A 12,946-nucleotide genomic window follows, 5' to 3' on the forward strand; every position below is an offset into this window, starting at 1 on the left:
TGGGTTATGGTTATGAGGTATGGGTTATGTTACCCCTTAACCCTTAACCCTCCCCCTATTTTCCAAACATTTCTTTCAATTGCTTCAATACATTACCACCACCAGACAAACTAATTTCACCAACCTTCTCTGCAATTTTCTCAATGTACTCCATTTCTTTCAATCGCATCAACATATCATTTTCTTCCATCAATTTAGCGGTATTCAACAAGCTACGGGTAGCTGCTGTTTCTTCTCTTCTGGTAATCATATTCGCTTGTGCTTTTTTCTCGGCAATTAAAACCTGATTCATGATTTCTCGAATATCTCCTGGTAGGATAATATCTTTGATTCCGCACGTTTTTAGGGTAATTCCCAAAGCAGCAACTTCTTCCTGTACTCCTTCCAATATTGCTTGAGAAACATTTTCTTTGTTTTCCATCAACTCATCAAAAGACATACGTCCAACCTTTTCTCTTAAGATCAATTGAATCGCGTTGTACATTTGTTTTTCTACTTCTTTATTTTCTACATACGCTAGTAGTAAATCACGTACTTGATACACGATATTAAAATTGATACGCAACTGCACTTTGTCTTTGGTCAAGATCTCTTGTCCATTCATATCCATCGTTTGTTGACGTACATCAACAAAGATGATCTGTACTTTGATTTCATTTCTCCAAAAGCAATAATCTCCCGCATCCAAGATGCCTTGAAATTGCTCATCGATAAACAACAATCCTTTTTCATTTGCCCCAACCGTATACATTCTCAAGAAATTAGGCAAGTTACCTTTCCCTCTAATCGTACGCGAAATAGCCGCAGGAACTTCCAATTCTGTAGTTGTAAAGCGTTCGAAAGCATACATTTGTGCCTCTTTCCAGTAGATGTAACGTCCTGCACTTAATGCAGTATGAAACACTTGATTTTTATACACCAAGACGATTTCGTTATCCAATACATCGATTACTTCCAACATCGCCAATAACTCTTCATTTTTCAACAAAGCATCCATATCCCTACGCATAGGAAATAGTTCTGCTTTATTGTACTCCACTACTTCTTTATTTCCCCACAACCAATACTGACCTGTGGTATATACTTTTTGTAACTCTCCTTGGTTAAAAACTAGAGCAACGTGATTTGTTTTTACTTGTAACTTTTTCATAACTATATTTTTTATTTTTTAAATCATTTTGAATAAGAACAGTCTAAATAGGTTTCCCTTCACTAGGCGGAAAAAGAAGTACGCTTTGAAGTTGAATCATTTGTGTATAACCTAGGATCACTCAGCAAGCAAGTGATTCTTTCTATATCATCCCTGATTCTTCTTTCGCACCGTGACTTGTTTTCACAAGCGTTGATCGGGTGTTTTTATGCGGGTTGTCCGGAGACTTCCAACCTAAATACTGAAACACTATTTAACTGAACTTTTTATAGAGGAGATTTTTTATTGAAGTCCTCCTTCTTCACCTAAAGATTGCTTTTAAGGCAATTGGTATCTTGCTCTAACCAGCTAAGCTATATTGCTACTGCAATAGTAGGATTCGAACCTACGACACAAATACATACTAAACCACTAGTCATCCATCTAAAGGAAGTGAGGAGTCGAACCTCAATATTCTACTTGACCAAACAGGATATGGTAAACGATTGTCCCTTACTTCCGCGCTATACTGAAACGCTTCCAAGGTTTGTATCTTTCGAACAGTACAAAGATGCATACCTAACTACGCAAACAATTTGCGCAGTTTAAAATATATTTTTAAATATTTTTATAAATCACTAAATATCAGATATTTAAAAATAAAATTATTTTATACTTTTCACAACTACGCATGTATACTGCGTAGTTAAAGAGAAAAAAGGTTATATTTGAAAAATAATCCAACTGGAAAATCTTATGGCAACAAACAAACTGGCATTATTGCGTTACCGTATTCTTGATGAATGTTTGCAAAATCGATTCAGAAAGTGGACGTTAGAGGACTTAATTGAAAAAGTTGCTGATGGATTATACGATTACGAAGGAATTGATACAGGAATCAGCAAGCGCACCATTCAAATGGACATACAAACCATGCGTAGCGATAGCTTGGGGTATAACGCTCCTATTGTGGTTGTGGACCGCAAATATTACACCTATGAAGATCCGCAATACAGCATCAAAAACTCTCCGATCAACGATGCTGATATGGAAAAGCTAAAAGAAGTTGTAGCTATCTTAAAGCATTTGAACGGATTTAGTCAGGTAGATGAAATGAGCGAAGTGATTGCAAAACTAGACAATAGTTTACTGACACGCAGTACACAAGCTCCGAATTACATTCAGATGGAAGGCAATCCTTTATTGAAGGGAATTAAGTTTATTAGCCCTTTATATGAAGCCATAAAGAACAAACAAACGTTGCTGATTGAATACAAGTCTTTTAAATCGAAAGAAGCGTCTAAGAATTTCTACTACCCCTATTTACTGAAAGAATACCGCAATCGTTGGTTCTTGATCACACGTAGCAGCAAAGGAAAGCATTTACTTACTTTGGCCCTAGATCGAATTACCAATGTATATGCGCTTGCCAACGAACCTTACAAAGAATACCAAGGCGTTAATTTTGATCGATATTTCGAAGATACCTTAGGTGTAACAAAAACAGAGCAAGACCGAGCACAGAAAGTTATTCTATGGGTAAATCAATACCATGCGCCTTATGTCAAAACAAAACCGCTACACAGTTCACAACAACTGCTAGAGGAAAATGAAAAAGGAATCAAGATTCGTTTGGATGTGGTGTTGAATTTCGAATTAGAACGTGAAATCTTAGGTTTTGGTGAAGCGATAATCGTACTCTCTCCTCGTCATTTACAACGACAGATTGCTAAACGCGTAGAGAAAATGCATCAACAGTATTTGAAAGAGGAGTAAAATAAGATATTTATAAATAAAAAAGGCCTGTCTTTCGACAAACCTTTTTACTTTATTTTTTATCCCAAACTAAACCTTCTGTATCATATTCAAATACAACTAGCCCTTCATTATAAGCTTCAATCTCAATCATTACTTTTTTCGCCTTTAAAAGTTTCTTTATTACTTCATTTTTCTTATCAATGAACACATAATTATTCGCTGCACCTGAAGCAGTCGTATACGCGTAATTAACTGTACTCTCATCATCAAACTTAAACTTCATTGTCTTTTCTCCCCTAAGACTTGGCATGATTTGTCCTTTATCTAAATAAAGAAAAACTTCATTTCCTGCCCCTTTATTGCGTAAATTTATCGCTAGTCTTGATCCGCCCTTATAAGGGAACTGAAAATTAATCTTATTTGTAGAAGTTAATTCTGCAAAGTAGGTTGTGGTACCTTCCATTTTATCAACCTCCTCTGAATATTTCCATTTTGATTTAACTGTAGTACCATCTTCCATTATTTGATCTGTAGTGGTATCAGCTTTATACGATTTATCGCCACCAGAAGCAAGGGCAATTACCAGCATAAAAGCGACTGCAAGAGCCGAAAATAAATTCTTTTTCATATATCTAAATATTAATTTCTATTTCTTTCTTCTGAAAATCCAATAAGCACCTCCTATTCCAACCAAAATAAACACAAGGTCATACCAATCGAATGTGCCATAAAAAACCTCTAGACCAATCGATACAGCCACCAGTACCCCCAACCAAACATAATATCCCGTTGAGCGAACATCTTCCCATACAAGCGCTACAAGCGAAGAAAAGGCAAAAGCCCATAAACCATCTGGTAGATGATACTGCACCCAATAGGGCAATTCAATTTTATTCCACTTGATTGGAAGGAACTGTAAAAAATAAATCGATGAATCTCTAGCCATAACATAAATCAAACTCCCCAACAACAAGGGCAAAAAAACAAACCAGAAGCCTGTCTTACTGATTGACTTTATCTTATCTAAATTCACTTATTTTATATCAATTAAAATCAAAAATAAAGATTATTATAATCTTAAAAAAACTAATTTTAACATTTATTAAGCAATACATCACTTCGCAAGATATTTCTCACCTCATACTTCTGCCCCCTCAAGGTTTATTCCATAAAAAAAGGCTTGTCTTTCGACAAGCCTTTTGACTTTATATAGGATAGATTATATTTCTCTATTGATATCCCAAGCTTCTAAAATGTCAGCTACACGCTTAACAAAAGAACCTCCTAATGCTCCATCTACTACACGGTGATCATAACTGTGTGATAAGAACATTTTTTGACGAATACCGATGAAGTCTCCTTCTGGTGTTTCAATAACCGCTGGTACTTTACGAATAGCTCCTAAAGCTAAAATACCTACTTGTGGTTGATTGATGATTGGCGTACCAAATACACTACCAAAAGTACCCACGTTTGTAACTGTATATGTACCTCCTTGTGTATCGTCTGGTTTTAATTTTCCAGCTTTTGCACGGTTTCCTAAGTCATTAACCGCTTTAGCCATACCAACTAAATTCAATTGATCTGCATTTTTAATTACAGGTACAATTAAGTTTCCGTTTGGTAATGCAGCAGCCATTCCTAAGTTGATATTCTTTTTCTTGATGATAAAATCACCATCAACAGAAATATTCATCCCTGGGAAATCTTTTAATGCTTTAGCAACAGCTTCCATGAAGATTGGTGTGAATGTTAATTTTTCACCTTCTCTCTTTTCGAAAGCTCCTTTTACTTTATCTCTCCATTTTACAATATTCGTAACGTCTACTTCGATAAATGATTGTACGTGAGCAGAAGTCTGAACCGATTGTACCATGTAACCTGAAATCAGTTTACGCATACGATCCATTTCAACAATTTCGTCTCCTCCATTTACAGAAACAGGTACTGCTTTAGCTGCAGCCGCTGGTGCAGCTGTAGGTTTTGCAACCTCTGCTTTAGCTACTGGAGCTGCTGCTTGTGGTTGAGAACCTCTTTGTTCAACATAAGCTAAAATATCATTTTTCGTTACTCTTCCTTCTTTTCCTGTTCCTTGGATAGCTTCCAACTCACTTAAAGAGATTCCCTCTTCTTTTGCGATGTTTTTAACTAAAGGTGAAAAGAATTTCTCAGAAGCTGAAAAATCTACTGGTGCAGCAGCTTCTTGTGCTACATTTACTGTTTGTTCTACGGCTGCCACTGTTGGAGTTGATGTAGCAGCTGGAGTTGAAGCAACTTCTCCTCCTTCAGTTTCAATGATAGCGATAGTTTGTCCTACTTGAACAACATCGTCTACTTGAAATAATATTTCAACCAAAGTTCCCTCTACTTCTGATGGAACTTCACTGTCAACTTTATCCGTTGCGATTTCTAATACTGTCTCATCAGCCTCAATGCGATCCCCTACATTCTTCAACCAGTTTGTAATGGTTGCTTCCGCAACACTTTCTCCCATTTTGGGTAATTTCAATTCGAACTTTGCCATATTTATAACCTAAGGTTGTGTTTCTTAATTCAGATTACAAATTTAATAATATTTCGGACTTTTTCCACGTAAAGATAAAATTATCATTCTTCTAAAATTATCACGGATCCTTTACTATTACTATCATTACTACCAATCAAAAACAAAGAATTTACAGGTTTAATTTTATAAATTATTTCTGATCTATAATTTTCACGCATAAAGGTAATGATCTCTTTATTAGTTAAATAATCCCCATCAAAGATAATTTCTATTAAATCTCCATTCCTTTCACCTATTTGATTCACCTTTTCTTGCAGTTGATCTAGGTTTTCGATTTGATGAATGCTGTTTTGTAACGCTGTTTCAATTTGCTGTTTCAACGTTTTACTTTGGCTGATTACCCAAGTTGCTGCAACAACATCTAATACGGGACTTTTCTTTTTTTGTTTGGCAAACAAAAATGTCAAGGTAACCATGCGCATCATTACTTCAAAAACATAAGATTTTCGAAAGTGCTTTTCATAAAAAATCTGTGTTCCGTGATGAAATCGCTTGACGTATTCAATATCTTTATTGGTGCTTTCTCCTTTGTAGTGAATAACTGCCGTATCCGCTAAATAATAGTTTTCATACCCCAATTTTAAACTAGAATAGGATAAATCGGTATCTTCTACATACATAAAAAATCGTTCGTCAAAACCGCCTAATTCTTCGTATAAAGCACGAGTCATAAACATAAACGCGCCAACTAATATCTCTACCGTTCCATTTTGATGTTGAAGTAAATGAGAGGCATAATAACCATTTGCAAAAGATCGAGACGGAAATAGTTTATAAAATCCTGTAACCTTCATCAAAGAACGCCAATAGGTCGGAATTCCTCTTTTAGATTCGGGTAGAAATTTTCCTCTACCATCAATCAATCGACACCCCACAATACCTAACTTTTCTTTATGCTCAAAAAGAGCAATCAATTGATGAAAGGTATCTTCTGCTACAACAGTATCAGGATTGAGTATACAAATGTATTTTCCCTTTGCATGTTTTACTCCAATATTATTGCCTTTGGGAAAACCGAGATTCTCCTTATTCGCTAAATAGAGCATCCCTGGAAACAAGGCTTGCATCATCTCCGCACTATCGTCTTGCGAATTATTATCAACTACTATAATTTCCGCTTCAATCCCTTCAATTGCGGATTGCACGGATTTAATACATTGCTCTAAAAAGTAACGAACATTATAGTTTAAAATAATTATAGATAGTTGCATCCGGCAAATATAGTAGGATTAAGAAAATTACAATAGAAATAACACAAAAAAAAGGCTGAATACCTATAGATATTCAGCCTTTTACTTCTTTATTATAATTCCTTATCCTTTATTGATTGCTTCTATTGTTTTTTTAGCAAAACTATTCGTAGGATCTAAATTTAATACTTTTTTGAATTCTTCTACTGCTTCCGCATTTTTGTTTTTATTCGCATAATACGTCGCAATTGAAGTATGTGCCTCAATTACTTGTTCTTTGTTTGCAGCATCTTTCAATTCATTCTTCTCCCCTAATACTTTCAAGAACCCTTGGTATGATTCAAACATTCTATCATACGCATCTACGTGATCGATATAGCGATTCGCACGAGCTCTATAGAAATAAGCCTCTTGTGTTAAAGGAGAAGCTTCGATTGTTTTAGCTAAATACTCATCTGCTTTTTTCAATAAGTCTTCACTATCTGGACGATCTGTTGATCCCAATAAATAGTAAGAATATCCAACATAATAGTTATCATAGATATACCCAGATGACTCTTTTACGTCAGCAGAAATACTCAAAACATCAATTACATTTTGGTATTTTTTAGCTCTGAATAAATCTAAACCATAACGATTAAATTCACCTGCAATTGCAATTTCAACATTGATTGCATCTTTCAAATGGTTCAATCCTTTGTTGTATAATTCTTTGTTCTCTCCATCGTTTGACAATCCGATTTCAGACAAACCTAAATACATATAATCTCTACCAATTGCATTTAAGCTTTTTGACTCTTTCAAGTATACTTTTAAGAACTTATCTAAAGCATCAACACTTACTTGGTAGTTTTTGTTTTCATAAGCTGCATATCCTAAATATCTGTGGATACGTGGATTTACACCTTTAATGTCTTTCATTTGAGTTGCTACTCTTTCTAGTTCAGGATAGTTCTCTGTCTTCACTAAGAAATCAGCATATCTCATTTGAGAATCAATTGAATTATCTGTTGCTTTGATGAACTTTTTATAGTTTTCTCCTGCTTGAGCAATTAATTCTTTCTCTCTTGGTGCATTTGCTTTTGACCACATATATGAAATTTCAGCAATTTCTCTATATGCAGGTGCATAACCTGGCGTTGTAGCTAAGATTTCTTCACAAGCTTTGATTGCATCCGCATACGCTCTTGCGCGCTTTGTAATCATCGCCATTTGCAATTTAGCTTCTACTAAAGTATTGTCTAAATCATAAGCATTTCTGAAAGATGCGAAAGCGTCATTTAAATTCTTTTGCTCTAAGAACGCACGACCTAAAAGCAAGTGCCCCATTGGGTTGCTATAGTCTTTTGCTACTACATCAGCAGCAATTGTCTGTGCTTCTTTTGCATTTGGCATTTTAGAATTCAAATAAGCTGCTGCAACTAACAATTGCTCGTTGTAATCTTTCTTCTTGATATCTTTTTCTGCTTTTTTGAAATTAGCTACTGCTTCAGCAGAACGATTATTGTCTAACTCAATTTGACCTAAACCAATATAGTTTAATGAACCTTTCGTTTTTGCTAAAAGTCCTTGATCAAAATAATAACGCGCTGAATCTGATTGATCTTCTTTTAAAAATACATCTCCTAAATAGAAATAATTAACCCCATCAGCTGGTTTCTTCCCAATTAAATCTTTTAAAATCTCTTTCGCTTTATCGAACTGTTCTGCATTGATAGCCGTTTTTGCTTCATTAATACTTTGAGCAAAAGCAAAAGAACTACTTAAAGCTAAAGCTAACAATGAAATAGAATACTTTTTATTCATAATATATCGTTATTGTTTTATAAGTATGTGGTTTTATTATTTAATTTCCTTGGTCACTACAATTTCTCTTGGAGGGGTATTAAAAGGAAATAATCCCGATTTTAATACAATGCGCTGTCCTTTATATCCAGCAATATACGAAGCAAATCCGGTACCAAGACCATTTTTACCTTGCATATCCCATACATATAGTTTGCGGATTAAAGGATACGTACCTTCCGCAATGTTATTTTGACTTGGTTTGTAGTATTGTTTATCTGCATCATTCTTTACTGCTAATACTTTAACAGCATCAATATGCTTTTGAATCACTTCATTAGGTTGTGTTAACCAATTTAAGCCAATTACCCCAATTGCTTTAGGATTCTTAACCACATAGTCAATCACTTCTTCTGTTGTATTCAAGAAATAAGCGTAATCTTTAGGAAAGGAATCAAATCCTGTCGCTTTTCTAAATGCGGCAGAAACGCTTGAATTGTAATTATCAAATACCAAGAATGAATCGCCTTCTTTCACGCGACCTTGTTCCAATTGCTTTAAGATAGCAGTATAATCAACGATAGAGTCTGTAGCTGTTTTACTTGTTACAAAAACAATTGCGTCACTAGCAAAATGGGTTTGCTTTGGTGCAACTACTCCTTTATAATGTTCCATCTCTTGCTCCGTCATCAAACGCGGCAAAACAGCCACGCGAATAGAATCAGAGAACAACAAGTTCAATACCTCGCGTTCCGATTTAGGCAGTAGATTTAATTTGGCCTTTTTATACTCATTTTCAAAAAGAATAGCCACATCTTCAACGATTGGAAAAACAGATTCGTCTACTCCCATGGTTAGTGTGCCGCTTAATAAAGTTTCTTCTTGAGAAACTACTTCTGTATCTGTATCAGCAGTCGTTGTGTTCTTATCTTTACATTGAAAGAATAAACTCGTTGTTGCTAAAACACCAACTAAAATTCCAATTCTAGCAGCGCTTCTTCTTTGAATCATATAAAACAAATTTAGAGCAAAACTTAGTTTGCTCATTTTCTTTCGTCTAAGATAGATATTCTTTGTAAGAAGGAAAAAATAAAAGTTGTTTTTAACATAAAAACTAGGAATAAAAAAAGCTCCGAATACCTCGGAGCTTCTTTAATCTTTTCCCATATTAGTATTCCACAAACGGTAGAATCTAAAAAACCCATAGACTATTAATACTACACCGAATAAGATTCGGTGATTGTCTTCCATTTGAAAGGGCAATGACTTACTAACGATAAGTGCAATTCCACAAAACAAATAAAGAAGAAAAAACAATAGTCCAAAAAAGAACAAAAATCGCTGTATTAGCGATTTTTGTTTGAATTTATTGTTAAACATTACTATTGAACTTGAATTGTAATAGGTAATGTAAACTGTGATCGAACTGTTTTTCCATTTTGTACTGCTGGTTTCCACTTCGGCATGTTAGATAACACACGTACTGCTTCTTTTCCAGCTCCGTAACCTGGGTCACGTACAACTTTGATATCAGTTAAAGAACCGTCTTTCTCAACGATAAACATAACGATAACACGGATAGATTTCACACCTGAATCGATGTCTGGAGTTCTAAAACGTTGAATAAATTGTTTATTAAACGCTTGCATACCTCCAGGGTATTCAGCTGGTACTTGTACAGCAATGAAAACTTCGTTTCCATCTCCGTCTCCACCTGAACCTGTTCCTTTGTCCGCTTCTCCTGTTTTCTCAGTGATTTTGATCTCTCCTTTATCCTTATCACCTTTAAGGTCTTTTTTACCTACCTCTGCATCTTTGAAATCATCCTGTTTAGCGATTTCTTCTTTCACTTCCTCTTTTTTAGCAATTTCGGGTTCAGTAAACTTTTTCGTATCGTTTATTGATTTAACCTCATCTGCTGGTGGAGGTGGTGGTGGAGGTGGTACATCCTCTGGTGGTGGTGGTGGTGGTGGGATATCCTCTGGTAAATTTAAATTTTCCATTTCGATAACCTTATCCAATTTCTCCACCTTATTATTTCCAAAAGTACCCTTTGCCATTTCGATTAACATTGGCGAAACCAATACTAAACCGAACAAAGCAATCCCTGAGAACAATGCTACAGTCGTTACTTTTGGGTTTTCAGATCTCAATTGATATGCTCCGTAAGACTTGTTACGTCCTTCGAAGATAATATCAACCCAATCCTTTTTAAAGATATTTAATTTTGACATAATTTCTTAATTTCTCAGAACGTTAACTACTTCTCACCTAATATTTCAAGATCCTCAGGCGTGATATCTACTAATGCATATGATTTAATACCTGAGATAGCCATCTCATCTAAAATATCAACTAAGTTGCGATATGTAGCTTTTTCACTTGCTCTAATGATCACAATCAAACCTTGATCTGGTTTTCCAGAATAGGCTAAAGCTGCTTTGTCTTTCTCTAACAATACTTGACGAATACCTGCCTTACCATATGTTTGATCTGTTGGTCCTTCTAATGGGCTGTTTACCATACCCATATACCATTTTACTTTATTGTCTCCGCCAATTAGTATAGTCATTGTGCGGTTCTCATCTACCTTAGTTCTATCCTCTTCTATTTCTTTCTCGACGTCTTTATCCGGCATCGCAAGATTCATAGACTGAGGCTTATTCATAGATGTGGTCAACATAAAGAACGTAATCAATAAGAACGCTAAATCCACCATTGCAGTTAAATCTACTCCGGCATTTTGCTTCTTACTTCTTACTTTTTTGTCTTTACTGCCACCGCCACCGCCTGTATTTAATTCAGCCATTTACAGTTTAATTTTTTAATGATTAAAAATCTTCGTTTCTAAGTCCTGTAACTAAGAAGAATTTATTTACACGTTGTGCTTGTAAGATATCAATCACGTTTTTCACTGCAGGGTAGTTTGCCTCAGCATCTCCCTTAATTGCAACGTCTAACACTTTGTTATTTCTTTCTTTAGCAACTGTACGTGCCATCTCTACCCAATCTTTTAATTGATTGTTCACAGAGTCAGTTGGAATACCAGGTTGGTCAGCTCCAATTTTATTTCTAACGTCTGCAGGTAGATTTAAAAACTTCTTCAATTCGTTAATAGGAGTTCCGATACCTTCAGTATAAGCAAATACCTCTTTTTCTTGATCATTAAACTCAATCTGATAACGACTACCCATTTTTTCAAGCGTAGCAATACGATCTTCTTTACCTAAAACTCCGAAGAAAACCTTTTCTTCACCTGGTTCTCCTCCAATTGTAACTGTTGCTAAGTTACTTTCTGGCAATTTCGTTTGAACGGTTGAATTGGGTGTATCTACTGGTAATGGCTCCGGAAGCTTTGCTGTCGATGTTAATACGAAGAATGTTAAGAGTAAGAATGACACGTCGCACATCGCGGTCATATCTACGCTCATACTCTTCTTTTTCATTTTACCTTTAGCCATTGATAAATCTTTTTAACTCCTATATTTTTTAATATAAGATAATTAATACTTATTCTAAAATTATTTTACTAATCCTTTGAATCTTCTGTATGCTTGAGTAATAGCAAATCCAGCTTCATCAATTGAATAAGTTAATCTATCAATTTTTGTAGTAAATGAGTTATACATTACAATCGCTAATGTTGAAGTACCAATACCTGTAGCAGTACAAACTAATGCTTCAGAAATACCAGTTGCTAATGCAGCAGAGTCAGGAGTACCAGAAGTTGCTAAAGCTGAGAACGCTTTAATCATCCCTGTTACTGTTCCTAATAATCCACATAATGTACCAATTGATACTAATGTAGCCAATACAATCATGTTTTTCTCTAACATTGGCATCTCAAGCGTTGTAGCCTCTTCGATTTCTTTTTGGATAGCTTCAGTAGCTTCTTCGCTATTGTATCCTTCTTTTTTCATTTGTTGATACTTCACTAAACCAGCTCTAACAACGTTAGCAACTGACCCTTTTTGAGCATCACAAGCTTCCATAGCTTCTTCGATTCTTCCTTCATTGATAGAAACTTGGATTTCTTTAACGAATTTCCCAACATCTCCTTTTCCAGAAGCTTTAGAGATTACTAAAAATCTCTCGATTGAGAAAACAATTGTCATAGTTAATAATCCAATTAACACAGCAACAACAGGTCCCCCTTTATAAACCATTCCCATAAAGTTACCTGGTAGTGGATGTCCTGCTGGATCACCATTCTCAAAGTTCGCTGGGTTACCCATTACGAATTGCCAAATAAGGTATCCAAAAACAATACATAATACTACAGCTAACGATGCAAATAATCTACTTGCTCCTGAGCTTGACCCTACTTTTTCAACTGATTCGTTTGATACGTTTGTCATCTTTTTAAAATTTAATTCTTTTTTTTCAATTATTACTTATTACTTTTTTACTTTTTTAAAGTCATCAGTGTCGCAAATTTATGTTTTTAGATGAAATAAAAAAATTAAAATTCATTTTTTTAAAATAAGCTAACCTTGACTTAACATAAGACTTTTTTAT

12 protein-coding genes are annotated in these 12,946 nt (G+C 35.0%); 1 reads left to right on the forward strand and 11 read right to left on the reverse strand.

Features of this window, described 5'->3' with window-relative positions; all coding sequences use genetic code 11:
- Positions 1-55: 55 nt before the first annotated feature.
- Positions 56-1,150, reverse strand: coding sequence for a slipin family protein (locus M2306_RS11335; protein WP_115092544.1), 1,095 nt, complete (start codon positions 1,148-1,150; stop codon positions 56-58).
- Positions 1,151-1,885: 735 nt separating this feature from the next.
- Between M2306_RS11335 and M2306_RS11340 the strand changes: the two genes are divergently transcribed.
- Entirely contained in the window at positions 1,886-2,905 is a 1,020-nt protein-coding gene (locus M2306_RS11340; RefSeq protein WP_259187814.1) for a helix-turn-helix transcriptional regulator, read from the forward strand.
- Between the two features lie 52 nt (positions 2,906-2,957).
- Here the strand turns inward: M2306_RS11340 and M2306_RS11345 are convergent, their stop codons facing one another.
- The 10 genes from M2306_RS11345 to M2306_RS11390 all read right to left on the reverse strand — a co-directional run bounded on the left by M2306_RS11345 (position 2,958) and on the right by M2306_RS11390 (position 12,786).
- Positions 2,958-3,515 (reverse strand): hypothetical protein, encoded by a 558-nt coding sequence (locus tag M2306_RS11345; protein WP_259187813.1) that lies wholly within the window; start codon positions 3,513-3,515, stop codon positions 2,958-2,960.
- Positions 3,516-3,533: 18 nt separating this feature from the next.
- On the reverse strand, positions 3,534-3,833 hold the full coding sequence (locus tag M2306_RS11350; RefSeq protein WP_236594067.1) for a hypothetical protein: 300 nt from the start codon (positions 3,831-3,833) through the stop codon (positions 3,534-3,536).
- A gap of 273 nt (positions 3,834-4,106) precedes the next feature.
- Entirely contained in the window at positions 4,107-5,411 is a 1,305-nt protein-coding gene (locus tag M2306_RS11355) for a dihydrolipoamide acetyltransferase family protein (protein ID WP_002990119.1), read from the reverse strand.
- An 83-nt stretch (positions 5,412-5,494) separates the two neighbouring features.
- Positions 5,495-6,664: a glycosyltransferase family 2 protein gene (locus M2306_RS11360; protein ID WP_259187812.1), complete on the reverse strand. Its 1,170-nt coding sequence runs from the start codon at positions 6,662-6,664 to the stop codon at positions 5,495-5,497.
- Positions 6,665-6,766: 102 nt separating this feature from the next.
- Positions 6,767-8,449 (reverse strand): tetratricopeptide repeat protein, encoded by a 1,683-nt coding sequence (locus tag M2306_RS11365; protein WP_115092538.1) that lies wholly within the window; start codon positions 8,447-8,449, stop codon positions 6,767-6,769.
- Between the two features lie 36 nt (positions 8,450-8,485).
- The gene (locus M2306_RS11370) at positions 8,486-9,439 is read right to left on the reverse strand and encodes a PstS family phosphate ABC transporter substrate-binding protein (protein ID WP_259187811.1); all 954 of its coding nucleotides are present in this window, start codon (positions 9,437-9,439) and stop codon (positions 8,486-8,488) included.
- A gap of 371 nt (positions 9,440-9,810) precedes the next feature.
- On the reverse strand, positions 9,811-10,662 hold the full coding sequence (locus M2306_RS11375) for an energy transducer TonB (RefSeq protein WP_115092536.1): 852 nt from the start codon (positions 10,660-10,662) through the stop codon (positions 9,811-9,813).
- A gap of 26 nt (positions 10,663-10,688) precedes the next feature.
- Complete coding sequence (locus M2306_RS11380; RefSeq protein ID WP_115092535.1) at positions 10,689-11,237, reverse strand: ExbD/TolR family protein; 549 nt, start codon at positions 11,235-11,237, stop codon at positions 10,689-10,691.
- 22 nt (positions 11,238-11,259) lie between these two features.
- Positions 11,260-11,889, reverse strand: coding sequence for a biopolymer transporter ExbD (locus tag M2306_RS11385; RefSeq protein WP_115092534.1), 630 nt, complete (start codon positions 11,887-11,889; stop codon positions 11,260-11,262).
- A 60-nt stretch (positions 11,890-11,949) separates the two neighbouring features.
- Positions 11,950-12,786, reverse strand: a complete 837-nt coding sequence (locus tag M2306_RS11390; RefSeq protein WP_002990105.1) for a MotA/TolQ/ExbB proton channel family protein — start codon at positions 12,784-12,786, stop codon at positions 11,950-11,952.
- Positions 12,787-12,946: the final 160 nt, after the last annotated feature.

The sequence above is a fragment of the Myroides gitamensis genome (assembly GCF_029894455.1).
Classification (GTDB): domain Bacteria; phylum Bacteroidota; class Bacteroidia; order Flavobacteriales; family Flavobacteriaceae; genus Flavobacterium; species Flavobacterium odoratum.

Bases quoted from the DNA above. Each gene is read 5' to 3' on its own strand.
- M2306_RS11365 (WP_115092538.1), bottom strand. From the start codon at position 8,449: ATGAATAAAAAGTATTCTATTTCATTGTTAGCTTTAGCTTTAAGTAGT.
- M2306_RS11375 (WP_115092536.1), bottom strand. From the start codon at position 10,662: ATGTCAAAATTAAATATCTTTAAAAAGGATTGGGTTGATATTATCTTC.
- M2306_RS11370 (WP_259187811.1), bottom strand. From the start codon at position 9,439: ATGATTCAAAGAAGAAGCGCTGCTAGAATTGGAATTTTAGTTGGTGTT.
- M2306_RS11360 (WP_259187812.1), bottom strand. From the start codon at position 6,664: ATGCAACTATCTATAATTATTTTAAACTATAATGTTCGTTACTTTTTA.
- M2306_RS11390 (WP_002990105.1), bottom strand. From the start codon at position 12,786: ATGACAAACGTATCAAACGAATCAGTTGAAAAAGTAGGGTCAAGCTCA.
- M2306_RS11350 (WP_236594067.1), bottom strand. From the start codon at position 3,833: ATGGCTAGAGATTCATCGATTTATTTTTTACAGTTCCTTCCAATCAAG.
- M2306_RS11340 (WP_259187814.1), top strand. From the start codon at position 1,886: ATGGCAACAAACAAACTGGCATTATTGCGTTACCGTATTCTTGATGAA.
- M2306_RS11380 (WP_115092535.1), bottom strand. From the start codon at position 11,237: ATGGCTGAATTAAATACAGGCGGTGGCGGTGGCAGTAAAGACAAAAAA.
- M2306_RS11345 (WP_259187813.1), bottom strand. From the start codon at position 3,515: ATGAAAAAGAATTTATTTTCGGCTCTTGCAGTCGCTTTTATGCTGGTA.
- M2306_RS11335 (WP_115092544.1), bottom strand. From the start codon at position 1,150: ATGAAAAAGTTACAAGTAAAAACAAATCACGTTGCTCTAGTTTTTAAC.
- M2306_RS11385 (WP_115092534.1), bottom strand. From the start codon at position 11,889: ATGGCTAAAGGTAAAATGAAAAAGAAGAGTATGAGCGTAGATATGACC.
- M2306_RS11355 (WP_002990119.1), bottom strand. From the start codon at position 5,411: ATGGCAAAGTTCGAATTGAAATTACCCAAAATGGGAGAAAGTGTTGCG.